Here is a 24,179-nt window from a genome sequence, read left to right on the forward strand (position 1 = left end):
AAAATGGCACCGTATCCAAACGGTGACTTTCAATGGAGATATCGCCTATTTATGCAGTTGAATCAGAATTTTACATAGCACTAACCACCACCATACCGCCGACAATACCCCCTAACCCTGTCAGCAACATCAAGCAACACTGGCGTAAATGTGAGAACCCTGGGAAAAATCAGGCTAAATGCCTCCGGCTGGTATTCATGAGCAATACTATTTTTAATCTCACGAATTTCTATAAATCCAATGGCGTTATCAATCAGACCTTTTTTCTCGGCGCGGTTGATTCTGTCGCGAACGGTACCCCCATGCTCCACGTCTATGACGTCGATCAAACGGAATATTTTTTGTAGTAAGATGTCGTTAAAACGAGCAAAGCGAGCGGTGAGGGATTCAAATTTTTCCAGATCTTCAAGGTCTGGCATACTTCCCTTTTCAAGATTTACAGTCTTACAGCGAGCCAAAGACCATTTCAGCAACTCCTCCATCTGCCTCATGCTTTCCAGCTGCTGCTGCAATAACAAGAACTGGTCTTCTTTTATTGCTACTTGTTGCTTGCCGACTTTACCTTCACTCACAGAGAAACACCTTCTGCCAATGCTATTCGAGTAAACGGGTCGGAATCATCAGCGGCAATGACCAAGTCTATTTTCTGCTCACCCAGCTTTTCGTAGAGCGCCAACCTGATCCTCATTTTATCGTCAGGATTCAACTTATCTGAAAGAATCAGTAAGTCTATATCCCCACCTCTGACCTGATCATCAACCCTTGAACCAAAAAGCCAAATTTCGGCATCTGGGTCAAACTGCTGAATAGCTGACACAATAGCTTTCCGCTCAGATTCACTCAGCCGCACTGGGCACGCCCTCAACCATCGCTTTTATATCAGACACCGGCTCTGTATAACCTTTGTTACAATCTTTTCACTTCGCCCATCACCCACTCAAGGCGCAAAGCATGGCGGTCACAAATGGTCACCGATGTGCTGTTTGATGTCCACCAGGCTATAGAGTTTAGCATCAAAAACCGCTTCCGGGCTTTGCAGGTCGGTTTCTATATAGAGGTCAATATCACCGCCACGCTGATTATCATCAACTCTGGAGCCGAAAAGCCAGATACCAGTTTTTGCACCAAAGTAATGCTGAAGCACGTTGCAAATATAATCTGCATGTTCGCTTGTGATTCTCAATGGTATTGACCTCTCGCTATTGTCTATTAAACAAGCACTCCGGAATTTTTGCCTCGTCAGCAAAATCTGTGGGGCATTTCTGGTTCGGGCAGGTTGCCCAGTGCATGATATAAAGCGATTTCTGCACATCTATAGGTTCTGAAACCATACGATTTTCTCGTAGTGAGTTTTATCTTGGTGTTCAGACCTTCCACAATTCCGCTGGAAAATGCTTTTTTTGCCCTGAACCAATTCAGGATCAGTGGCCTGTGCCGCCGAACAGTTTTAGCTACTTTCTTCATCGGCTCTATCTTTGACCGCATGACTCTTGTACACCACCGGTCCAGATACTTTCCTGCCCAGTGTGGTGATATGTAACCCCAGAACACTTGAAACTCCTCTCTGAGCAGATAGCCCCTGACACTTTTGAGATTATACTGAAGCACTGTATTTAACTTGATCTCTTCTTTCTCGGTCAGGTTTTCCTTCCGTTTCAGCAGACACCAACGGGTCTTTTTCAAAACAGGCTCATAGCCATCAGCCTGAAGCTGTTTGTGTTCTGATGCCCTGACCTCATCGATGGCCTTGTTCAGCATGGCCACAATGTGAAATCGATCCAGAATATGCAGCGCCTGATTGGCAAACTCGGCGATCGCCTTTACATAGGGCTTCCACATGTCAGAGCAGACATACCTCAGTTGTTGACTACGCTCAGGGCCAAAAAAGAAGAAAAAGTTTCTAATTGTGGCTTCAGTACGATCCTGACCAACCCATAATAGCCGGGTGCAACTGCGATCAATCTGATAAACCACTGTCAGGTATTTATGTCCGACCTGGTAAGCCACTTCATCAACGCCAATGGCCTTGATATTGTCGAGTGAACGATGCGCTTTGCCCCACTCAACCATGTACTCCACAGCATGAAATACTTTCTCCCATGAGGTATTGAAAGTACTGGCAACCTCTTTCCAAGACAGCTTTCTGGCCCAGTTTGCCAGAAATTGCATATAGGCTTTGGTCAGCTCCTTCTTACCTTCAGCCCATGGGACTTGCTCAACCTTTACGCCGCACGTCTTACATTCCACCCGGCGCATTCTATAGAGCAAGAAAACTCTGATTCCCCAGAGAGGAACAAACTCGAAACGACGCTCAGAAAGATGATCGTAGCCCGGAGCAGGTTTCTGGCATCCTGAGCAGATAGCGTGACTGTTCTTTCGTGGAACAACGGCTACATTGAATACTTCAGAGCCTTGGTAGAAGCCAAGTTTCACATCCTGATAAACAAATGACTTGAGTTTATGAACTTTATTGAGGATAGTTTTTATTAGCATCAGCGGTGTCTCTTGTGGTTATTTTGTCTGCTAACAAAAAAACTATCAAAAATCAGCCGCTGGTGCTTCTACCTATCAAATTGACTCATTTTTACCCACAGATATCCCTGAAGAGCCGAATTTTTAGGGCTTATACCACAGGCAGTCTTTTCATACCCGCTCAGTAATATCCAGCAGAGTGAGTGTAACCTGCAACGGTTGATTCTGTCTCTGATGGTGCCGACATCATCAAGATCAATAGTATCAATCAGGCGGATTATTTTTTGTAACGAATGTCACTAATACAGGCAAAACGATTAGTATCAAACTGTCGAATAAAAGTCACAATGGCTTGCTGCTACGATTCAGTCAATCGCACCGTGCTCTCTCTCAATCATTGTTTTTAGAAACGCTACCGCCCTCCAGATAACACCTCTCTCTGAAAAGCAGCTTAAAAACCGTCTAATTTTTATTCACTACACGACCACTTACGGGCACGCAAAAACCAGGCAACCGTTAGCCAAGAGCCTTCTCTAGATGTCATGAAGTAGCACAACAAGAGTACCAGTTATACATACACTGACAAGTACCTGTCACTCAAAACACACGTCTAAATACAAATATTTTTTATAAAAATACCCATGAGCACGTAACACTCATGCCAGAATTCTTATTTAAAAAGGAACACCTAACTGTCAATGCTCAAAATTGCACCAACCGTCAAAAACGAACCAACAACAAGCACTCTGTCACTGGCTGTTGACTCTTCTTTAAGTTGCTGGAAACCTTGTTCTGCATTTTCAGCGATGACAGGCAGACCAGAATATCTGGCCACTGCTTCACTGAGATCGACTTTATTAAGTGCTCTGGGTGAGTCGAAATCAGCAACAACCCACTCATCTACCACTTCAGACAGTGACTCAATCACTCCGTGATAATCCTTGTCTTTATAGATAGCTATCAGTGCACGAGTCTTCCCTGATACCGGGTCTGACCTCAGGCACTCCGCCAGCTTTGCTGCTGCCTGGGGGTTATGAGCAACATCGAAAACAATCTGAACTTCCTCCCCGCTTTTATTAGTCTCAAGGACTTTTTCATAGCGACCAGGGAGGTGCGATGCTTTTAAACCTTCTAAGATGGCATCACGGCTTACAACTTCAGGTAAAAGCTGAATTGCTTGCAGAGCAGTAGCAGCGTTATCAATGACCAACGCAGGCACAGGGAGGCCAACATACTCAATACAATCACCCGTTTTGTTCAAACCTTTCCAACTCCATGTTCTGTCTTCTTCTGTTAACTCGAACTCTTTATCTCTTCTGTAAAGAGCTGACTCCAGTCTGACAGCTTGATCGACGATACTGTTTGGTGTCTCCACACCACCAAATATTGCTGGTTTTTCAGAGCGAAAAATTCCTGCTTTTTCTTTTGCTATCGCTTCAATACTGTAACCCAGCCAGTCCTGATGATCCAACCCTACTGTTGTAATAATTGAAATATCGGGCTCAATCATGTTGGTGGCATCGAGTCGACCGCCAAGTCCAACTTCCATGAGAGCGATATCTACTTTTTCTTTCCTGAACACATCTATAGCCAACAGGACTGCGAACTCGAAATAGGATAGCCAGTCACCACCAAGTCCGTCATTTACTTTTTGAAAAGAGTCACAGAGGCTTGCATCGCTCGCTTCAACACGATTAACTTTAATTCGCTCATTGAATCTGCACAGATGCGGAGAGGTGTAAACGCCGACCTTATAACCAGCCGCTAGGAGAATGGACTCAAGAATAGCGACCGTCGAGCCCTTGCCATTGGTACCACCTACCGTGATTACGAGAGGAGCAGGTTTGATAAGATCCAGTCTTTTGGCCACCTTCCTGATTCTGTCCAACCCAAGTTCCATTTCGTGTTCAGGCCGGGTGTTTTCCAACCAGTCAAGCCAATCAGACAGCTGCTCGAAGGGAGGCTGACTGTTTTGCTGGTATGTCATGCAGGGATTCCTTGGAAGTACATCGTTAGGGACGAATGGTTGCATATTTGCTTAAATCATTCTACATCTGGCTTTGGATGAATCCTTTATGAGGCAATTCGATGACCCAGCAGCTTTACGACACTGATTTTTATAGCTGGACGCAGCAACAAGCCAACTTAATCCGTCAGGGTCGACTGGGAGAACTGGATTTGGATAACATTCTTGAGGAAATCGAAAGCATGGGCAGAAGTGAATATCGCCAGCTTAGTCATCGACTGGACTTATTGCTCATGCATCTTTTGAAGTGGAAATATCAACCCGTAAACAGGAGCACATATTGGCAAGGCTCAGTCGAAGAACAACGGTACCGTCTAAAAAAACTCATCAAGGAAAACCCCGGACTCAAACCCAAATTCCCTGAGATCTTTGCTGAGGCTTACAACGTCGCGAAGATCACAGCATTCAAGGAAACGGGCCTGCAAGAAGCCACATTCCCAACACAATGCGAGTGGCGCTTTGAACAGGTGATCAATGATGAATTTTGGCCAGACTAACTTATCGATTCATTTCTAGAGACTTTCAACTCCCTCCCTCAAGGAAGGCATGATTTTCTTTATTCTAATCACACCTCACCCAGCCGCTGAAATCACCTCTTCCTCAACTGCACTAAAGTCCGAATCCGGCTCAGCAGGCGCAGGGGCCATCCCCTGCATTTTTCTACAAAGTCGAGCAACCGTCGAACGCATATCGCCTCGATCAACAATCATATCGATGGCACCATGCTCCAGCAGAAACTCGCTGCGCTGGAAGCCTTCCGGCAATTTTTCACGAACGGTCTGTTCGATCACCCGCGGACCGGCAAAACCGATCAAGGCACCAGGCTCGGCAATATTCACATCACCCAACATTGCCAGAGAGGCAGACACACCCCCATAAACGGGATCTGTCAGCACTGAGAAATAAGGTACCGCGTGTTGTTTCATACGCTCCAATGCCGCACTGGTTTTAGCCATCTGCATCAGGGAGAACAAGGCTTCCTGCATACGAGCACCGCCACTGGCAGAAAAACAGACAAAAGGAATCTTGAGTTCCAGGCTCAGCTCTGCCGCACGGGCAAACTTCTCGCCAACAACAGAACCCATTGACCCACCCATAAAGCTGAATTCAAATGCCACAGCGACCAAAGGCAAGCCATCAAGCTGGCCCTTCATAGCCACCAGAGCATCTTTTTCCCCCGTCTGCTTTTGGGCCGATGACAGGCGATCCTTGTATTTCTTTGAATCCCGGAACTTGAGCTTATCGACAGGCTCTATCTCGGAGAACAGCTCTTCAGTGCTGTTTTTGTCCAGAAAACACTGCAGACGTTTTCGGGCACCGATACGCATGTGATGATTACATTTTGGACAAACGTACAGATTTCTCTCAAGCTCTGGACGATACAATACCGACTCACACTTAACACACTTGCGCCACAATCCTTCTGGCACATTGCTGCTCTTCTGCTGACTCGCAGAACGTGACAGCGAAGGTATCAGTTTGTCGACTAGCCAGTTACTCATTCACGCTTCCTGTCTGTTAGCAAGACTGAAAGGGGGCACCTGAATGTTCAGGACAATCCCCCATTTTCTATCGCCTTAATTCATTGGGTTAACCTTTATCCATTGCCTGACGCATTGCTTCCAGATGGCCAGAAACCCGGTCGATAGCACCTTCACCCTGGCTTTCATAATTAGCCAGCTCAGATACCAGCAGAGACCCTACTACCACACCATCCGCAACAGAAGCAATAGCGGCGGCAGACTCACCATCACGAATACCAAACCCTACTCCTACAGGCAGATCGGTATACCCTTTGATGTGGGCCACTCTGGACTGAACGCTGTCCAGATCCAGCTTGTTCGAGCCTGTGACTCCCTTTACAGAAACGTAATATACGAATCCTGAAGCAACAGAACAGATCTTTTGAATGCGCTCATCGGTGGTAGTCGGCGTAATCAGGTTGATCATATCAATCCGCCTGGGCTTTAAATGCTCAACCAGATCACCGGCAAATTCTGCGGGCAGATCAACAATCAGTACACCGTCTACACCGGCTTCAGCTGCCCGGGTAGCAAACGCTTCATAACCCATGATTTCAACCGGGTTCAGGTAGCCCATCAGGACAATCGGTGTATTATTATCGTTTTCCCTGAAGCGAGTTACCATTGAAAAAACGTCATTCAATGTAACACCTTGTGATAATGCTCGCTCATGCGCCTCAGCAATCACCGGCCCGTCAGCCATGGGGTCAGAGAACGGAAACCCAAGCTCAATCAGGTTAGCACCACTGGCTACCAGCTTGTGCATAACGTCTACGGTCTTACTTGCCGGATCACCCGCTGTTATGTAGGGCATCAGAGCCTTGTGACCTTTTGAAGACAATCGCTCAAAGCATGCTTTAATTCTCATAATGATTTCTCCTTGAATGCTTAGAACGTAAGTCCATCTATCTCGGCCACAGTGTGAATATCCTTGTCACCCCGACCAGACAGATTGACAAGAATAATCTGATCCTTTGCCATGGTGGGAGCCAGCTGCTCAACAAAAGCCAGGGCATGAGAACTCTCAAGCGCCGGCATAATACCTTCCATACGTGTCAGGCTTCTGAATGCCGCCAGAGCCTCGTCATCTGTCACGCAAGGATACTCTGCACGACCCACAGTTCTGAGATGGCTGTGCTCTGGCCCTACTCCCGGATAATCCAGTCCAGCCGATACAGAATAGCTTTCAGTTATCTGACCATCGTCGTCACACATCAGGAAACTGCGCTGCCCCTGGAAAACGCCCTGTCTTTCACCAGACATTCTTGCGGCATGCTCTCCAGATTCGACACCGTGACCACCGGCTTCAACACCGTAGATTTTGACGTCTTCATCCTGCAGGAATTCATAGAACAACCCCATCGCATTAGAGCCACCCCCCACACAAGCCACCAGTGCATCAGGCAGACGCTGAGTCATTTCCAGACATTGCCTGCGAGCCTCACGACCAATAACACTCTGAAAATTACGCACCATTTCCGGATACGGATGTGGACCACAAACCGTTCCCAGAATATAGAAGGTTTCTTCAGGACGGGTTACCCAGTCACGCAGAGCTTCGTTGATGGCATCTTTCAGTGTTTGAGAGCCACTCTCGACCGGTACCACAATGGCCCCAAGCAGCTTCATTCGGTAAACATTCAGCGCCTGTCGTTTTACGTCTTTAGCGCCCATGTAAACGATGCACTCCAGACCCAGTCTGGCAGCAACAGTAGCGGTAGCCACACCGTGCTGACCGGCACCGGTTTCAGCAATAATCCGCTTTTTCCCCATATGTTTGGCCAGCAGAGCCTGACCAATGGCATGATTGATCTTGTGGGCACCGGTATGATTCAGATCTTCACGCTTCAGGTAGATTTGAGCACCACCCAGACTTTCAGACCAGCGCTCAGCATGATAGAGCGGTGAAGGCCTGCCTACGTAATGAGCCAGATCACGGTCAAAATCAGCCTGAAAATCCGGATCATTCCAAAGCTTCTTGTAGGTCGATTCCAGCTCTTCAAGGACACACATGAGCGTTTCAGCCACATAACGTCCACCAAAACGACCAAAATGGCCGGATTCATCCGGCAGTTCGTGCAACTTTTTATAATCTACAGTCATTGTTTTACCGCCTCGACAAAGGCTTTCATCTTTTCGGGGTCTTTACCCCTGTCATTCTCTACACCACTGCTGACATCGACAGCAAAGGGCGCAACCTGTTCTATGGCTTGCGAAACATTCTCAGGATTAAGGCCACCCGCCAGAATGACAGGCTTATCCAGACTGTCGGGTATCAACTGCCAGTCAAAGGCCTCACCGGTTCCACCGGGTATACCTTTACGATAAGAATCCAAAAGCAGACCACAGGCACCGGGATAAGCGGCAGCACTTTCCTCAACAGACGTCCCGGGACGTACTCTGAGTGCCTTGATATATCTTCTTCGCCATCGCTCACACTCCTGATCGGTCTCATTGCCATGAAACTGCAACAGATCCAGGGGGACCTGATCCAGAACGTTCCGGATAACCGCTTCTTCAGCGTCAACAAACAGACCCACCAGAGTGATAAAGGGTGGGACCACACTGGCAATTTCTCGAGCCTTACTAACGGACACAAACCGCTTGCTAGATGCATAAAACACCAAACCCAGTGCATCGGCACCCGCATTAACCGCTTCAAGTGCTTCTTCTACAGAGGTGACTCCACAGACCTTGATCCGAGTCTTCAACGATACCTCTCCCGTATGTGCCTATTTCCAGTAAAGAACGCCTAAAGCATTCGATAACAGTGAACTCTCCCGGTCATCAGACAAACCGGTTAAATACGGCTTCTTTGATGAGTGAGCGATGGGAGTCATTGAACAGGATGCTTCCATACCACTCCTCAAGGAGAAGGAAAAAAACAGGATCAGAAAGCAGAACGTGGATGTTAGCAGAAACAGCCGACCCTTGTCTCATAATGGAGAGACAAGAGCCAAATCAGGAGTAAAAGTCACTTCAATTCAAACGCCTGGAAGGGTACTGTCCTCTGATGACCAGATTGTAATAACGACCCACAGATTCGGCAGACAGCAAATCCTGATAGACGCTCTCAGGCACACCGTAATATCGATAGAGACTGTCACTACCCACAAACTGGATTTCCAGTATCCGGGCTGTTGGATCATAGCCCGCAGATGCCAGCGCAGTTGAGTCTACTGGCTGCCGATCAAAGGGTAAGGTTTCAAGACTATAAGCAACACTTCTGATCTGCTCCCTCAACATCTGGCCGCTGGGATCGCCTAAAACATAACTCAATCCAAAACTATGATTTTTCCAGTCGTCGCTCACAGCATTGTTTGTTACATTGGCGGGCAGAGGTCCGAAGGCAGCACTTCTCAATAAATTAATCACCAGATCATCAGAAAGCGTCAGGTATCGGGTCACACTCTGTTGATCAACGGGATAACTCAAGGGGTATCCTACCTGACTTGCAGGAGTGGCCACTGACACCATCCCCATTAACTTCAACTCATCCCAGGCGATGCCAGCAGTGAAAGTCTGATAAACCGAACGCCAGGACTCATTACCATAAAAGTTCCCCTGAGAATGAGCCACCAGCAAAACCTTTCGACATTGGCTGATGTCTTGCGTGTATTGACTAATATGCTTGCGAAGGTCACTATCGAACACATAACTGAATGCATCATAGCTGAGTACTATCAGCTCCAATCCTTCCCGGAACCAGTCAGGTGCCGACTCCACTCCTGAAAGCCACAGTAAAATATTACTGTAATCCTGCAACAGTTTTTGTCGCGCCACTTCGAGCACTTGATCAACAGGACTTTCGTTGTAGTTATAAGAAAGACTGTAGCTGACCCGGTAACCGGGAAGCTGGCTTGCCATCATCAGCTTCAGCCTGCCCTGAGACTCAACGGCATCCTCCCGATCGTTAAACATCCCATTACCATAAGCCATTGTTAAATCAGGTCTTGAAACAGGACACTCTGCAGCCCATAAATTCAAGCTTAAGCACACAAAAAACATGAGTAATACTTTCTTCATAATCATCCCTGAAAGAAGTTGAGACAGTGACTCATCCAGAACTATTCGGTTGAACCATTCACTGCAAAATTACATTGACTCGCAAAATCTTCCGGTAACGTATAAGGCACCCCACTTAGATGGCCATTCATTTTATTCCATGCTTCTATACGCTCTGACGTGTTATACATTTTCGCCTTCATCTTATGGCGAAATGCGGTGGCATCCCGGCCCATTACATGCAATAGACAAATAACTGCCGCACCCGACTCATCGTCCAACTCAATAATTCTTTCTCTGTCATAGGCATTCTCCAGCTTCTTCTGACTCACTTCCGCCAACTGCCTGGCTGCTTTCTTTTCTTGTTCAGAATCAGGCAGAGTTCTCTCAATAAACCGCTCAATATCATCACGAACACCATCTTGATTACTGTCAATTCCTGCTAAACCTATCAAGCCATCCTCACCAGGATCGGGTGGCAGATCAAATAACCAGCGGGTTTCGACAGATTGCAGACATTGCTCCCAGGAAAGACTTTCAAAGCGCTTGTTATTGTTCAATATCAGACAGTAGCGACTACCTCGGAACTGAAAACTCAAACGTTGCTGCAGATACTGAACAGGATAAAGTACTCCGAATCTGCGCTCAGACGCTACCGGATAGAATTCTTTGCGCCATCTGAAAACATTCAGCCTTCTGCCTTCTAGAGAAACCACCTCCTCTTCATCTACCTCCCAGTCCTGCAGTCTGCTCTGATCACAAGAACGGGAATAGACCATCCTTCCACTGCTAAAGTGAGGTAGCCAGTTAAACTTCTTTCTAATATTTTGACTCCATTGGTCTCGCTCCTTCGAACCCTCCTGAAGACAGACTCCGTCCTCCTGACCAGCCGATTCCAGTGATCCGGCCCGAGCTATCCCACTCAAGACCAATGAAACTAAAACGTAGACGAAAAAGCCTGCTGCAGACCGATGTCGTTTTCTCATAATCCATCCCTGGTTGCCTATTCCCTTGGCTATAAAAATATCAATCGATAAAGACAAATGCTTAATACAATAAAAAGACCTCTTGCCAGCCCGATTGTCAAGTGACTTTCAGGTCACCAGGGCAGCGTCGAGGCTACGAAGAAAGGATTCGGTTCACTTTTTGGCAGTTCGAAATCTGCCGGATAACCCACATCAACAAAATAAAGACCATGGGGCTTGGCTGTAGTACCTCCTTCAGAACGTTTTCGGGCCTCCAGCACTTCTTTTGCCCAGACTGGTGGTTTTCTGCCCGCACCAATTTCCAGAAGAACGCCCGTGATGTTTCTTACCATATGATGAAGAAAAGCATTCGCCCTGACATCAATCACCACCATATCGCCATGTCTGTAGACATTCAGATGCTGAATTTCACGAACCGCATGTTTCGCCTGACACTGTACCGCCCGATAAGCATCAAAATCATGCTCACCAATAAGCTGCTGCCCGGCAATATTCATCAACTCTACATCCAGTGGCCGGTAGTAAAAGGTGACACCTTTAGGCAGGTGAGCGGGTCTCACCGGTCGATTAAGAATCACATAGCGATATCTGCGCCACAGAGCAGAATAGCGGGCATGAAAGTCTTCACTGACAGGCTGAACCCAGTTGAAGGAGATGTCATCCGGCAGGTTGGTATTCCCTCCAAACGTCCAACCATAACCACTACGAACGGACTCAGTATCAAAATGAATAATCTGGTTGCAACCATGCACCCCGGCATCCGTCCTTCCTGCACAAACGACAGAGACAGGATGATTGGCTACGTTCGACAACGCCTTTTCTACAGCAGCCTGAACCGAGGGAAGCCCTGACTTCAGACTCTGCCAACCGTGGTAACGGGAACCATCGTATTGAACACTGGCAGCTAATCGCGGCATGAAAAATACTCACTCCATCCATTAAAGAGGCTGCTGCAAAACTCCAATAACTCATTTCCACGTTGGGACCAGGAGAGCCTTTGAGCATAGGTACCAGAGTTTTACAACAGCCACTAAAAGGAGGGAAATTTATCAGGAGGCAGAAACAATTGGTAGGGCAGCAAGCCGAATAAACATAGGGTCCGCCTGGTTTTTATACACTGAGACGCAATTTTTGGTACTCGAATGAAAAACACGTTTATTTTCCAGATCCGTCACTTTCCTGGTCTATCTTTACTCCCTACAAAAACACAAATAGATGTAAGGATAGATTTTTGAAAAACCTACTCTCCAATAGATGCAATGACAGAGTTTTCAGAAAACCACTCTCCGCAGGTCTCATATTGCTGTTACTCTCATTGCCCGCTATTTGCCAGGCCGAATCATTTAAAAGAGGCTTTGTTGTCGAGTTGCAGCAGGATGAAAGCTCTCCAACAGGCAGCTTTTCTATACTGCAAGACCCGCACACCTTACTGAGCACCCCGTCATACCTTACTGATATAAACGACTATGCAGAAGCAATTTTGCCGCCAGAAGAGAAAGCAGACAGACTTGGCTGCGAGGTAAAAACCTCCTTATTTGAGTCGATCTCGTGGAAATTGATTTACGCCATTCATTTCCTGGTTGCTTACGAACTGATTATAACCACCAGTGATGCTATGCTGAGCGCCAAACCTTATTCAGGGGTACCTGCAGAAGCGCTTGTCGCTGTCGGCTCACTTTTGCAAAGCTATTGGAACACCGATTCACCGCTGTTCAATCCAATAGGGCAACTGCAGGCAAGTCAGGATGATCCGTTTGTGATCACCACGATGATGCTCCCCGGACGTGGTCAACAACAAAGTCAACAAAAAAGCCAGGAACCAAACCAGCCATCAGCATCACCCGGTCAGCAAGCCTCTCATTCAACCACGCTGCTTAAAGCCACTCTCACCTCCCGTTCGGGCTCCGGTGACGGTAACAAAGGCCCCGAACAACAACAGCACACTTTGGGTTTAAATTGTCACGTCGACTCCTGTAATGGCCTTTGTAAACTACGACAATCATCTGATAGCGGCGAGTCATCAGAAGAGAGGTCGCTGAATGCCGCAGAAACTCCAACAAACCAAACTGCAGGGACACCGGAACAAGGCAAGCAATACGCACGAATGGATGATCTCATTCAAGCCCTGCACGATCTTCAGCCATACGCCCTTACAGCATCGTTTATCAAGCCGGAAAATGAACCGCAGGAGCAAAAAAGACCCTACAAGAAGCAACCCAAGCGCTTACATAGCACCGTCAGCAGTCTGAATAGAAGAAGATCCAGTCTCTTCGAGCAACACCATTGTAACGAGACAGTGGTCGGGGCGGATGGCAAGGAGCACCGATGCGATCGGGTCTCAGTCAGCGCTTCAGCCCTCAAGCGTCACAAAAAAAGATTCCACACCGGGTCACAAACTTATGATGAGCCAGCGCTCGGAGAGGATGATCAACAACAGTCATGCGGAACAACCTTCGAGAACTGTGAACAGCTGCCCTATCAGACAGAAGCGCATCGAAAAGGCAAGCAGCTTCCTGATACAAAGCAGAATGAAAATGACTTAAGCCCTTCAGAAGAAAGCAAAGAGTGATCCAGCTTTCAGCCTCTATTAAAAGACACTTCCAGAATGAATAGGCAGCTCAAATATTATCTGGATTTTTTAACAGGGCAAAAAGTGGCTGTTTTTTTGCCTTTGCTGCAATGCTGGTTAAACTTCTGACAGACACTCGTCGCCTGTTTCTTTAACCCTGATTCCGATGGCTAAAAAAAAGCCCGATGTGAACCATTCCGGGCTTTAAGTACCTAACCAGTTGGTTATTGAATTGAGGCTGGGGAATGTTAAACCGCTTGCTCCATCAGTGCCTGAGCTTCCTGCTTCTGCTCATCAGAGCCAGACTCAAGCACCTCCTGCAGAATGTCCCTGGCACCTTCTATATCACCCATGTCAATGTAGGCCCTTGCCAAATCCAACTTGGTTGCTGCTTCATCGTCATCAGAAAGGAACTCCAGATCATCGCCTTCCAGAACCGACTCCAGGTCAGGCAGGCCATCATCGAAGCTCAGCGACTGTTCGTCATCATCGGCATAGCGTTCATCCAGTTCAAGCTCCAGATCATCAAGATTATCGCCTGGAGCAGGAACCGCTTCCTGAGCAGCTACGTCCGATTCTGAAGGCAGCTCCAGTTCTTCAAGTGCCTCAGAAGTATCGTCTTCGCCCTGTTCTGGCTCCAGATCAAGATCATCCAGCTGGAAGTCCAGATCATCAGCCGACTCAGCAGGCTCATCATTGAACTCCAGGTCATCCAGATCAAACTCCAAATCACCCAGCTCGCCATCAGAATCAACATCGCTTTCATCGTTGAGTGCTTCATTCAGGTCGAATTGCTCAAAATCGTCATCTGCCTCTTCAGTAGCCGCTTGTTGAGTAACATCTCCAAAGAAAGCTTCAGCCGGGAACCGGGCTTTATAGGCATCAGCCTGACGCAAGGCATCCTGATCATCCAGCGACTCAACACCTGCCAGAGCTGCCTTAAAGTTATCCAGATCATTATTTTCAGCATGAACTTCCAGCAGTTTGAGTCTCAGATCCGAACGATCCGGCTCATTTGCAATGGCTTTTTCCAGAAGCTCAACAGCTTGCGGAAATCTGCCGTAGGCAATATAGATATCGGCTTCACTGATTGCATCCTCTGTCTGCTGAGTCGTCTCTTCTGGCTCTTCATCTTCAAGCAGACTGTCTTCATCGATTTCGAGTGTCTCATCCAGCTCAAACTCTTCCTGATCATCCTGCTGAGGTTCATCAGGAATCAGCGACATCGGCTCCAGGCTGGACTCTTCCTCAACTTCGATCTCGTCCTCTTCTTCCTGCTTGCGACGTCGGTAAACTAACAGGGCCGCAATCAGACCTAATGGCAGCAGAGCTGACAAAGCCAGATAAAGAGGGTGACCAAACAGGAAGCTCAGGAAGCCAGGCTCAGATTCTGGTACTGGTTGCTCAGCCACAGGAACCGGCCTGGTTTCCGGCGCTATTTGCGCCGGTGTCCCGACAGGCTGCTGTGTCAGTGCGGCCATCTGATCATCTTTCAGATCTATCAGTCGTTTCAGGGTACTGATCTGATCGTCGAGATCTTTTAAACGGCTTTTAAGCTCTTCATTCTCGCGAGTCAGGTTATCCATCTTCTCACGAGTCATTGCCAACTCATTCTGAAGCGCCGTGGTTGCCGTGTCTGCAGACCCTCTTCCCAGATCACTGCCCGCACCGGAGCTATTATCTGTGGCAACAATCGACAAACGCCCATTGTTTCCAGCACCTTCTCCACCCGACTCGGCTGAGCTGCGTCGTGTTGCATCCAGTTGCTCCAGACGAGCCTGCCACTCACGATTCTGTCGAGCCACCTCACTAACAGCATCCTGAAAGCTCACTTGTGTAATTTCATCTCTGTCAGGCAAGCGCAACACCTGTCCTTTTTTGAGACGGTTGATATTATTTTGAACAAAGGCTTGTGAATTCTTTTTCTGCAGAGCCAGCATCGTCTGCTGAATACTCAGATCACTAGCAGGCCTGACACTTCTGGCAATATTCCAGAGACTATCATTAGGCTGCACTTCATAAGTATCTCTCTGGCCTGGTCCAGAATAGCTACGGACACCGGTGCGAACAGGCTCTTCCCTGACCGGATTGACCTGGATCGGCCTGGATGATTCTTCTGGCTGATAGGATGAAGATTGACTTTCAGAGTACCCTCTCTGATCGAACGGATTCACACTCTGACCACGTGAAGGCTCAGGAAAACCACTGTTGTATGTCTGGGTAGAAGCAGGATTCACCGGAGCCGCTGCCTCCTGGCTAAAGGCAGGCGGATCCAGCAGCATGGTGTATTCCCGGAGCAAGCGACCACTGGGCCAGTGCACTTCCAGCAGAAAATTAAGGAAGGGCTCACGAACCGCCTGACTGCTGGTGACATGAATATAGCCCGTACCGTCCTCTCTCAGAATGGTTTTAAAATTCAGGCCAGTCAGACTGAAAGGCCTGTCGAGCCCCGCCCGTTGAAAATCTGCACGACTGGCAAGATTGGGCAGAATCTCGTTCCGGGTCAACTCTCTGACTTGCAGCAATTCAATCTCGGCATCCAGCGGTTGATTGAGCGCAGAATTCAAGCGCACTTCACCCAACCCCAGTGCATTCGCCAGACCGGAACCCATTGCTCCTGATATGACCATAGCTGCTACAAGCTTTTGCAGTTTCATTATGAGTCCTTGTTATCTGCACGAATCAGAAAACCCGCCCGTAAACACACCTTACATCGACAGCCAGAAGCAGAACCGAGTTAAAAACTGAACAATTCAGGTCGTCAACTGTTCTCAACCCCCGCCTTTCGGGGCGTGAGGTTTTCTTTGACGACACTTTTTATAACAAACAGCTTTCCAGATGTGTGCTGCACCCTCAAACAGAAGACAGGTGCCCAATCTGTACTCCAACATGGAATACACCAAAAGCTATGATCACTCATAGCCATAAAACCGGTACGGCTAACAGTTCCTGATTACCTGAAGCCCTTCGCTGCTCTAGTCAAAGCAAGGCTTCAGGATAAAATTTTTATTATTCTGACAATTTCAATAAGGAACTGTCACTATTCTAAGCTAAGTTATCATTTTAAAAAGTCTTTTAGCAATATCTCTGCCACTGCCAATGCCTGAAATGCGCCACATCGCACCCGATCAGCAACAATCCAGAGACATATTTGATCGGCATGATCCGGATTTTGACGAATCCGACCAACGACAATGGCATCTTTTCCTGCCACAGTTTCAACAGAAGGCATTTCATCATCGGCCGCCAACTCAATACCAGCAACCCCTGCAAGGAGATCCCTGACAGTCTGCTCATCAACTGGACGGTCCAGATCCAGGTGAACTGCGAGGCTGTCACCAAAGAATACAGGCACACGCACACAGGTAGCACTAACCCTGAGATCATCCTGATCCAGCCCTTTCATGAGTTCTTTAGCAATCATTCGCTCCGGTAATGTAAAACCTGCCTCAGTGACGACACCCACCTGCGGCAGGACATTGAAAGCAATTCGCTGCTCAAAAAGCTTTTTCTTCACCGGCTTGCCACTGAGCAAATCAATTGTTTGCCCACGCAATTCTTCAATCCCTCTCTGACCAGTTTCAGCCAGTGAAAGGCTGGCCATGACATTGATAGAATCAATGCCGACTGCATCTTGAAGCGACTTCATGACCTGAAGCATCAGGGCAGCAGGACTGGCAGGAATTGCGATCTCCTGCAAGCCTGACAGTTCCGCAGCATCAGACAGACCCGGCAGGTACATCTCGGCCTCGGCACCAATAGCACCATTAACTACACGACAGCCACTGTCACTGGCCAGATTCAGAATCTCAGGATTAATTTGTGAGCCAGCGGGTATAATCAGAAGATCGGCGTCTGCATAATTAAACGTCAAGGCACTAATCACATCGATTTCAGCGCCTTTGAAAGCCACTGTCGTCTCATCTCTGGACTTATTGAACTCTTCAGGCCCTGTCAGCGGATAGACAACGCCGGGGGTTAAATGACTCTCTTCCAGAATAGCCAACACTGCTTCCCCGGCAAGACTCTGTGCATCGTAAATCGCTAAATCAAAGGTTCCGCTCATGAGCTTCTCTGCATCTGTACAAAATTGTCGGGAAATGTATCAGGAAGTATTCAGGAAAGCATCACTCAGGCATGAATTGCAGTCATGCCCGAGCTCATGAGATCAGGTTCTAATACCAATCGTATTTTCTAACTCCCGCAATGAGCATGGAGATTTGAGCCTTAAGACAAGGCGGCGTGAGGAGTCATAGCCTTAGCTATGGCGACGATCGCCAACGCAGGATTAAGGCTCAAATCTTCAGCGCAATAGGGAGTTAGAAAGTTCGATTGGTATAAGTACTCGGCCATACGGAATCGAATATTTCTGGCTTATTGGGCAGGTGCTCTGCAAGGCGCAACGACGGGAACATAGCAAGCTATGTGACCAGAGTTGCAACGCATCACGACTGCATGGATGCAGGAGCTAGAGCAACGCAGGAGCAGTTGCCGCGAGTGCCTGAACAATAAGTCAGAAAATATGATTTCGTATGGTTGAGTACTTATAAGCTATCAAGCCGAAAGTGTGCTCTTGCTGTTGCCACCGGTGTTTCCCTGCGACTCTGCCAGGCGGTGATCGCAACATTGGCGATCCGGCTACCCTGTCTCACCACATCGCATTCTGCATAAACATCCTGAATTTTTGCGCTTCTTAAATAATCAATAGAAAAATCCACAATCTTGGCAATTTTTGGCTCATCCATAAACAACATCAAGTGAATGGCTGCCGACATTTCCATAAAACCACCCAACACACCACCATGGAGTGCTGGTAACACCGGATTACCCGTGTTATCTCTGTTTTCAGGCAGAACAAAAAGGGCATCATCACCCAGAGACTGGCAACTCATGCCAATTTTCCTGGCGTAGGGCAAGAGCTCCGTCAAATAACTGTAATCACTGGTCGCTCTGGCCTGAAGCAGAACCTCACGAAAGTCGTTCTGAATCTTCATTTTGCTAACCCCTTAGCCATTTGACTCAACGTTCGCCCGGATCTCATAAAGGTTCCCACGCCGTGCGCAAAAGGCTCGTCACGATTGCCCTGATAGACTACCCCTCTGGTAAAGACAACGGTTTTAGTAACCCGATAGGCTTCAGCAAAGCAGCGAACCGGCTTGAAAGGAGCCGGAAAACCCAGATGATCAATTCGCAGGTCAATGGTAGGACAAGTCTCAAAGCCTGGCAGACTTATACAGGCGGCTATACCGAAAGCGCTATCCATCAGGGTTGTTATCGCACCTGAATGAATGATTCCACTTCCCGGGTTGGCTTCCAGTTCGTCACTAAACGGCATGTTAATGACAACACCTTCAGAAGAGGCATGCTCCGGCTTCATCTCCAATACACGACAATGGGGAACTGCTTGGAAAAACTGCTGAACAATGCTTACTATCTGCTCATCGCTATTCATGTCAATGCAATCTCAAATCATAGTAAGTACCAATGTACAGCATAACCATTTTCAAACAACTGTTTAATTTACTGGCAGCTATAAGATTTGCCCCCCCTAAAGGAGAGAAAATCGTCGTTAATCGGAATGTTACAGATGCAAATCCATTTAATACTGAAGAGAATGGGCCTGAGTGCAACGCTTGCACCCAGTTTTTTATCAGCCCACGTAGTCTATCTAGCGGCGAGATTTTTGTTTTTTCTTTTTATCATCCTTCCTCTTGCCTTTCAGTTCAATAACACGACGCTTGTGAGTTACCTTCCGTTCACCCCCAGAGCTCTTCTTGTGAACCGCTTTGCGTTCTGCATAAGGGTTTTCTGAGGAACGGAATTCAATCCGAATGGGTGTTCCCATGATCTTTAGCACCTTTCTGAAGGTATTTTCCAGATAGCGCTTATAGGAAGCAGGAACTTCTTCCGTCTGATTACCATGAATAATGATAGTCGGTGGATTCATGGCACCCGCATGACAGTACCTTAATTTGATACGACGATTTCGAACCATAGGTGGCTGATGAATCTTGGTAGCATCTTCCAAAATTCGAGTCAGCTGGTTGGTAGACAGTTTGCGAGTCGCACACTCATAGGCTTCGTCGATAGAGTCATAGAGATGACCGACATTAGTTCCGTGCTTGGCAGAGATCATGTGAATACGGGCAAAATTGATAAACTCCAGCCTTCTGGACAGTTCTTCTTTCACCTTTTTTCGCTCTTCTTCTTTCATGCCGTCCCACTTGTTTACGGCAATCACAACGGCACGACCAGCTTCCAGCACAAAGCCCAGCAGATGCAGATCCTGTTCCACAATCCCTTCTCTGGCATCCACAACCAGTACCACGACATTGGCATCTTCAATAGCCTGAAGGGTTTTAATTACTGAGAACTTTTCAGCCACTTCATGGACTTTACCACGGCGGCGAACACCTGCCGTATCGATCAAAGTGTAATCCTGACCCCAGCGTTCATAAGGTATGTAAACACTGTCGCGGGTAGTTCCAGCCTGATCATAAACGACAACACGTTCTTCCCCCAGCAAACGATTGACCAGTGTCGACTTACCCACATTGGGTCGTCCTACAATGCCAATCCTGATACCTCTGGCCTTGACCGTTTCCGGGTCGTCTTCATCTTCTTCAAACTCACCGGACTCTGGCCCCATCACTTCTTCGAGCACGCCTTCAATCATGCCTTTGACACCACGGCCATGAACAGCAGCAATATGGAAGGCTTCACCAAAGCCAAGAATGGCAAAGTCGGCTTCTGCCTGATCAGCATCAACGGTATCCGTCTTGTTAAGCACCAGATGGTACTGCTTGTTCTGCTTACGCAGATGACCAGCAATCATTTCATCAGCGGCAGTCAATCCGGCCCTGGCATCGACCAGGAACAGAACAATATCAGCTTCCCGGATGGCCGCCAGGGACTGTTCAGCCATAGCTGAATCAATGCCTTCCTCATCACCGCTGATTCCACCGGTATCAACAACAATATAAGGTCTGGAGCCCATTCTGCCTTCCCCGTACTTACGATCACGGGTAAGACCGGCTACATTGGCAACCAGAGCATCACGAGAGCGAGTCAGACGGTTAAACAGCGTAGACTTGCCAACATTGGGACGCCCCACCAGGGCAATTACAGGAACCATACACTTCATTCCACTGGGGCTATTGAACACCCCCAAAGCTTTAAACCAGTTACAGACAAACTGCCGTTTAAGTGGGAGCAGTCTGTCATGAAATCTGTCCTGACAGACCTTGACGGGCCAATTGCAACAGATTCCCAGCATTCAAATAACAGAAAAAGGGCTGAACCTTCCAAGATTCAGCCCGGCTTTAATCCTTTGCCAAAGTCACTGTTTGATTCAGCAAATTATTTTTGGTTGAGCGCAGTCAAAGTACCTTCGGCACTGAGCACAAAGAGGAAATCACCCGATACCACAGGAGGGGCTTTGATCGCTGATGAACTGGCCTTGAACCGACCTGCCATAACACCATCAACCTGAGATAATAGATGAACATAGCCTTCCAGATCAGCCACAGCTACATAGCTGCTGTATGTCGTTGGCGCTGTCAGCAAACGATATTCCAGCTTATCCTGCCTCCAGCTGACCGCACCACTGCGCTGATCCAGAGAACTGACATAACTGCTGTCATCCGTCAGATACAGAGAGCCGAAACCTTCTGCAATCGACTTGTAGCTGGATAATTCCCGACTCCAGCGTACACGTCCACTGTACATATCCATAGCAGCTACATTACCCTGAAAGCTGACCATAAACAGGTTGTCACCTACGATCAGTGGCTCCGCATTAATGTCGACCATTCTTTCCAGCTCGGAAGAGCCTTTCGGAATAGAAACCCGACTGTTCCAGAGAGGACCACCATCATTCACCCTGAATGCCTTCGCCTCACCATTGGAGAGCCCAACAAACACCGCTTCACCTTCAATAAGCGGCGTACTGGAGCCTCTCAAAGTCAGTGCAGGTTGCAGGTTTTCCTGATGCCAAAGCTCCTTGCCGGTTTCAGCATCGAGAGCCGTAATCGTATCGTCAATACTCTGAACCATTACGACACGGCCGTTGGTTTGGGGAGAAGAAATCACTTCACTGCTTACTCTGGCTTTCCAGAGCTCACTGCCATCTTCCTCTTTCAGAGCAATAACATGCCCATCCAGGGTTCCCAGAAGCAGCATCCCGAAGTCAGCAGTAATGCCACCACCGACAGCTAATTCCAGACTTTTCTTCCAAATCTCCTTACCAGTCTCAAGGTTCAGGGCAATGACATCCCCCTGAGCGCCTGCAGCATAAATCACATCGCCTGAAACAGAAGGCACCAGTCGCTCATAGCTGTCTTCGACACCTTTACCGATACTTCTGGACCAGACCTCTTGTAATTCAATATCCGGCTCAAACCCGGTGAGGGTCTTTGGTTTGCGGACTATGTCCTCGTCATCGGAAAACAGGCTACAGGAAGCCAGCCCCAGCGTCAGGGAAACGATCAGCAGTGATCTGATTATCCTCTCCATCCATTAGCCCTCTTTTACGTTAGCTGCCAGATCATCCAGTTTGAACTGCAGCAGAGGCCGGGACTCTCCGTTAGTACGGGCAGCTTCCAGTGCCTTTTCATAGGATTCTCGTGCTTTGTCTCTCTGACCCATTGCCAGATGTGCATCGCCTCGAACGGACTCGATAGTCGTGACAAAACCGGCTTCCGAATCGGCTTTGGCCAAAACATCCAGCGCCGCTTGTGCGTTATCATCAGACTGGCTCAGCATCACTCGCGCCAGTCGGGCACGAGTCACCAGCTCAATTTCCAGATCGGGCTTTTGAGCCAGCACCCATTCAAGGGAAGAACGGGCACCATCAAGATCATTATCCAGAACCTGTTCACGGGCCTGAATCAGTGTTGCAAAAGCCGCATAATCAGAGCTCTCGTAATCAGACTGCAGAGTTTCCACCACGTGTTTAACGGTGGATTTCTGTTGCTCTGACAGCGACTGCCCCTGAGTTGTGACTTCCAGAAGGCTCTGATAAAGCTGTGATGAAGCAGCTGCCGTTTCCAGCTGATTCTTCTGGTAAGCCTTGTAGCCGAAAATAGCTACGACAGTGATAGCAACGCCAACAACAACCGGCTTGCCGTATTCCTGCCAGAGGTTCTTAAGCAGTTCTACTTCTTCTTCATCTGTACGGCTCACTCTTTACTCCTGAATTCGCTTTTTCAAAAATTCAACCACAGCAGGAATATCCATGCTTTCCTGCTCACCATCTATTGACAGAGACTTAACGGTTACCGACTGACTGGCCAACTCATCTTCTCCAATGATGAAGGCGAAGTCAGCTCCGCTGTTAAAGGCCCTTTTCATCTGTCCTTTAAAGCCTCCACCGCAATTGACCAGAATGCGCACATCCGGAACCGCTGTTCTTATTTGCTCAATCAGGGGCAGAGCTTTAGCACTGACACCCTCTCCACGGGTGACCACAGCGACATCAACTGTCTTTTGAACCGACTCGGGAATAAGATTCAACGTTTCCAGCATCAGTACCAGGCGTTCCAGCCCCATGGCAAATCCTACTGCCGGGGTTGGCTTGCCACCCAGCAGTTCAACCAGAGCATCGTAACGGCCACCACCGCAAACGGTTCCCTGTGCGCCAAGACTGTCTGTTATCCATTCAAACACGGTCCGGCTATAGTAATCCAGCCCGCGCACCAGACGTGGATTAACGACATAAGAAATCCCTGCCGCATCAAGAATACTTTTCAGGGTTTCAAAATGTTCGGCCGATTCAGCGTCCAGATAATCGTGCAATACTGGTGCATCCGCAACAATTTCCCGGGTGCTTTTATCTTTACTGTCAAGAATTCTCAGAGGATTGATACCCAGACGATTCCGACTGTCTTCATCCAATTCCTGTTCGAAGCGGGATAAATACTCGACCAGAGCCTCACGATAATTCTGCCGAGCTTCCAACGTACCCAGAGTATTGAGTTCCAGACGCACATGCTGATCAATACCCAACTCTTTCCAGAGTCTGGCAGTCAACAATATAAGTTCCGAGTCAATGTCGGGGCCAGCCATGCCGAAGGTTTCAACACTAAACTGATGAAACTGACGATAACGGCCTTTCTGTGGACGCTCATAACGGAACATAGGCCCCATAGTCCAGAGTCTTTGTGTCTGGTTATAGAGCAAACCGTGCTGGATACCGGCTCGAACACAACCGGCTGTCCCTTCGGGACGCAGAGAGAGACTCTCGCCGTTGCGGTCCTCGAAGGTGTACATTTCCTTTTCTACAATATCTGTACCTGCACCGATGCCCCGGCTAAATAGTGGACCGGGCTCAACCACAGGCATCCTGATTTCGCGATAACTGTAAGTCGCCATCAGGTTACGGAGTCTGGACTCCAGGTACTGCCAGGCAGGACTCTGATCTGGCAGGATGTCATTCATCCCGCGAATGGCTTGAAGTTGCTTTGCCAAGTTCTGACGCCCTCTCAATCCTCTAAATGAACGTTGGTGAGCAGGTAATAATGGCAGATAATGCCTGAAGCATTACTATCAACCGGCAAAAATTGCTCAAAAAGGCTTATTCCAACGACAAAAGCGCCAAC

Annotated in this window: 22 protein-coding genes; 2 read left to right on the forward strand and 20 right to left on the reverse strand. The window is 48.1% G+C overall.

The features are described from left to right. Nucleotides 1-80 precede the first annotated feature (80 nt). From ACOMHB_RS16365 to folC, 5 genes are all read right to left on the reverse strand, one after another. On the reverse strand, nt 81-572 hold the full coding sequence (locus tag ACOMHB_RS16365) for a hypothetical protein (RefSeq protein WP_448217423.1): 492 nt from the start codon (nt 570-572) through the stop codon (nt 81-83). Beyond that, nucleotides 569-817 (reverse strand): nucleotidyltransferase domain-containing protein, encoded by a 249-nt coding sequence (locus ACOMHB_RS16370; RefSeq protein WP_448217424.1) that lies wholly within the window; start codon nt 815-817, stop codon nt 569-571. The genes ACOMHB_RS16365 and ACOMHB_RS16370 overlap by 4 nt, the downstream gene beginning before the upstream one ends. 141 nt (nt 818-958) lie before the next feature. Beyond that, the gene (locus ACOMHB_RS16375; protein WP_448217425.1) at nt 959-1,183 is read right to left on the reverse strand and encodes a nucleotidyltransferase domain-containing protein; all 225 of its coding nucleotides are present in this window, start codon (nt 1,181-1,183) and stop codon (nt 959-961) included. A 56-nt stretch (nt 1,184-1,239) separates the two neighbouring features. Next, nucleotides 1,240-2,493: an ISL3 family transposase gene (locus ACOMHB_RS16380; RefSeq protein ID WP_448216754.1), complete on the reverse strand. Its 1,254-nt coding sequence runs from the start codon at nt 2,491-2,493 to the stop codon at nt 1,240-1,242. 667 nt (nt 2,494-3,160) lie between these two features. Next, nucleotides 3,161-4,459 (reverse strand): bifunctional tetrahydrofolate synthase/dihydrofolate synthase, encoded by a 1,299-nt coding sequence (folC, locus tag ACOMHB_RS16385; RefSeq protein WP_448217426.1) that lies wholly within the window; start codon nt 4,457-4,459, stop codon nt 3,161-3,163. Nucleotides 4,460-4,560: 101 nt separating this feature from the next. Here folC and ACOMHB_RS16390 point away from each other — a divergent pair, with 101 nt between their 5' ends. Beyond that, nucleotides 4,561-4,995: a DUF29 domain-containing protein gene (locus ACOMHB_RS16390; RefSeq protein ID WP_448217427.1), complete on the forward strand. Its 435-nt coding sequence runs from the start codon at nt 4,561-4,563 to the stop codon at nt 4,993-4,995. Nucleotides 4,996-5,070: 75 nt separating this feature from the next. Here the strand turns inward: ACOMHB_RS16390 and accD are convergent, their stop codons facing one another. The 7 genes from accD to truA all read right to left on the reverse strand — a co-directional run bounded on the left by accD (nt 5,071) and on the right by truA (nt 11,929). After that, nucleotides 5,071-6,000 carry an acetyl-CoA carboxylase, carboxyltransferase subunit beta gene (gene accD, locus ACOMHB_RS16395; protein ID WP_448217428.1) on the reverse strand — a complete coding sequence of 310 codons (930 nt, stop codon included), beginning with the start codon at nt 5,998-6,000 and terminating at the stop codon, nt 5,071-5,073. An 88-nt stretch (nt 6,001-6,088) separates the two neighbouring features. Further along, nucleotides 6,089-6,892, reverse strand: coding sequence for a tryptophan synthase subunit alpha (gene trpA / locus ACOMHB_RS16400; protein ID WP_448218648.1), 804 nt, complete (start codon nt 6,890-6,892; stop codon nt 6,089-6,091). Between the two features lie 17 nt (nt 6,893-6,909). Beyond that, nucleotides 6,910-8,124, reverse strand: coding sequence for a tryptophan synthase subunit beta (gene trpB / locus ACOMHB_RS16405; RefSeq protein WP_448217429.1), 1,215 nt, complete (start codon nt 8,122-8,124; stop codon nt 6,910-6,912). Beyond that, a complete protein-coding gene (locus tag ACOMHB_RS16410) occupies nt 8,121-8,732 on the reverse strand; it encodes a phosphoribosylanthranilate isomerase (RefSeq protein ID WP_448217430.1) in 612 nt (203 codons plus the stop codon). Before ACOMHB_RS16410 ends, trpB begins: the two co-directional genes overlap by 4 nt. Nucleotides 8,733-9,000: 268 nt before the next feature. Next, nucleotides 9,001-9,960, reverse strand: coding sequence for a KTSC domain-containing protein (locus ACOMHB_RS16415; RefSeq protein ID WP_448217431.1), 960 nt, complete (start codon nt 9,958-9,960; stop codon nt 9,001-9,003). Nucleotides 9,961-10,088: 128 nt separating this feature from the next. After that, nucleotides 10,089-11,012 carry a hypothetical protein gene (locus ACOMHB_RS16420; protein ID WP_448217432.1) on the reverse strand — a complete coding sequence of 308 codons (924 nt, stop codon included), beginning with the start codon at nt 11,010-11,012 and terminating at the stop codon, nt 10,089-10,091. A 113-nt stretch (nt 11,013-11,125) separates the two neighbouring features. Further along, entirely contained in the window at nt 11,126-11,929 is an 804-nt protein-coding gene (gene truA, locus ACOMHB_RS16425; RefSeq protein ID WP_422134218.1) for a tRNA pseudouridine(38-40) synthase TruA, read from the reverse strand. A gap of 314 nt (nt 11,930-12,243) precedes the next feature. Between truA and ACOMHB_RS16430 the strand changes: the two genes are divergently transcribed. Beyond that, the gene (locus tag ACOMHB_RS16430; RefSeq protein WP_448217433.1) at nt 12,244-13,581 is read left to right on the forward strand and encodes a hypothetical protein; all 1,338 of its coding nucleotides are present in this window, start codon (nt 12,244-12,246) and stop codon (nt 13,579-13,581) included. Between the two features lie 248 nt (nt 13,582-13,829). Here the strand turns inward: ACOMHB_RS16430 and ACOMHB_RS16435 are convergent, their stop codons facing one another. From ACOMHB_RS16435 to hisS, 8 genes are all read right to left on the reverse strand, one after another. Next, nucleotides 13,830-16,238: a motility hub landmark protein FimV gene (locus ACOMHB_RS16435; RefSeq protein WP_448217434.1), complete on the reverse strand. Its 2,409-nt coding sequence runs from the start codon at nt 16,236-16,238 to the stop codon at nt 13,830-13,832. 401 nt (nt 16,239-16,639) lie between these two features. After that, complete coding sequence (locus ACOMHB_RS16440; protein WP_448217435.1) at nt 16,640-17,647, reverse strand: Asd/ArgC dimerization domain-containing protein; 1,008 nt, start codon at nt 17,645-17,647, stop codon at nt 16,640-16,642. 478 nt (nt 17,648-18,125) lie between these two features. Beyond that, complete coding sequence (locus ACOMHB_RS16445) at nt 18,126-18,575, reverse strand: PaaI family thioesterase (RefSeq protein WP_448217436.1); 450 nt, start codon at nt 18,573-18,575, stop codon at nt 18,126-18,128. Continuing rightward, on the reverse strand, nt 18,572-19,033 hold the full coding sequence (locus ACOMHB_RS16450; protein WP_422134223.1) for a PaaI family thioesterase: 462 nt from the start codon (nt 19,031-19,033) through the stop codon (nt 18,572-18,574). Before ACOMHB_RS16450 ends, ACOMHB_RS16445 begins: the two co-directional genes overlap by 4 nt. A 216-nt stretch (nt 19,034-19,249) precedes the next feature. Next, a complete protein-coding gene (gene der / locus ACOMHB_RS16455) occupies nt 19,250-20,716 on the reverse strand; it encodes a ribosome biogenesis GTPase Der (RefSeq protein ID WP_448217437.1) in 1,467 nt (488 codons plus the stop codon). Nucleotides 20,717-20,940: 224 nt separating this feature from the next. Beyond that, the gene (bamB, locus tag ACOMHB_RS16460; protein ID WP_448217438.1) at nt 20,941-22,095 is read right to left on the reverse strand and encodes an outer membrane protein assembly factor BamB; all 1,155 of its coding nucleotides are present in this window, start codon (nt 22,093-22,095) and stop codon (nt 20,941-20,943) included. 3 nt (nt 22,096-22,098) lie between these two features. Then, nucleotides 22,099-22,764, reverse strand: a complete 666-nt coding sequence (locus ACOMHB_RS16465) for a YfgM family protein (protein ID WP_448217439.1) — start codon at nt 22,762-22,764, stop codon at nt 22,099-22,101. A 3-nt stretch (nt 22,765-22,767) separates the two neighbouring features. Further along, the gene (hisS, locus tag ACOMHB_RS16470; protein WP_448217440.1) at nt 22,768-24,048 is read right to left on the reverse strand and encodes a histidine--tRNA ligase; all 1,281 of its coding nucleotides are present in this window, start codon (nt 24,046-24,048) and stop codon (nt 22,768-22,770) included. Between the last annotated feature and the right edge of the window lie 131 nt (nt 24,049-24,179).

Source organism: Endozoicomonas sp. 2B-B (assembly GCF_053470045.1).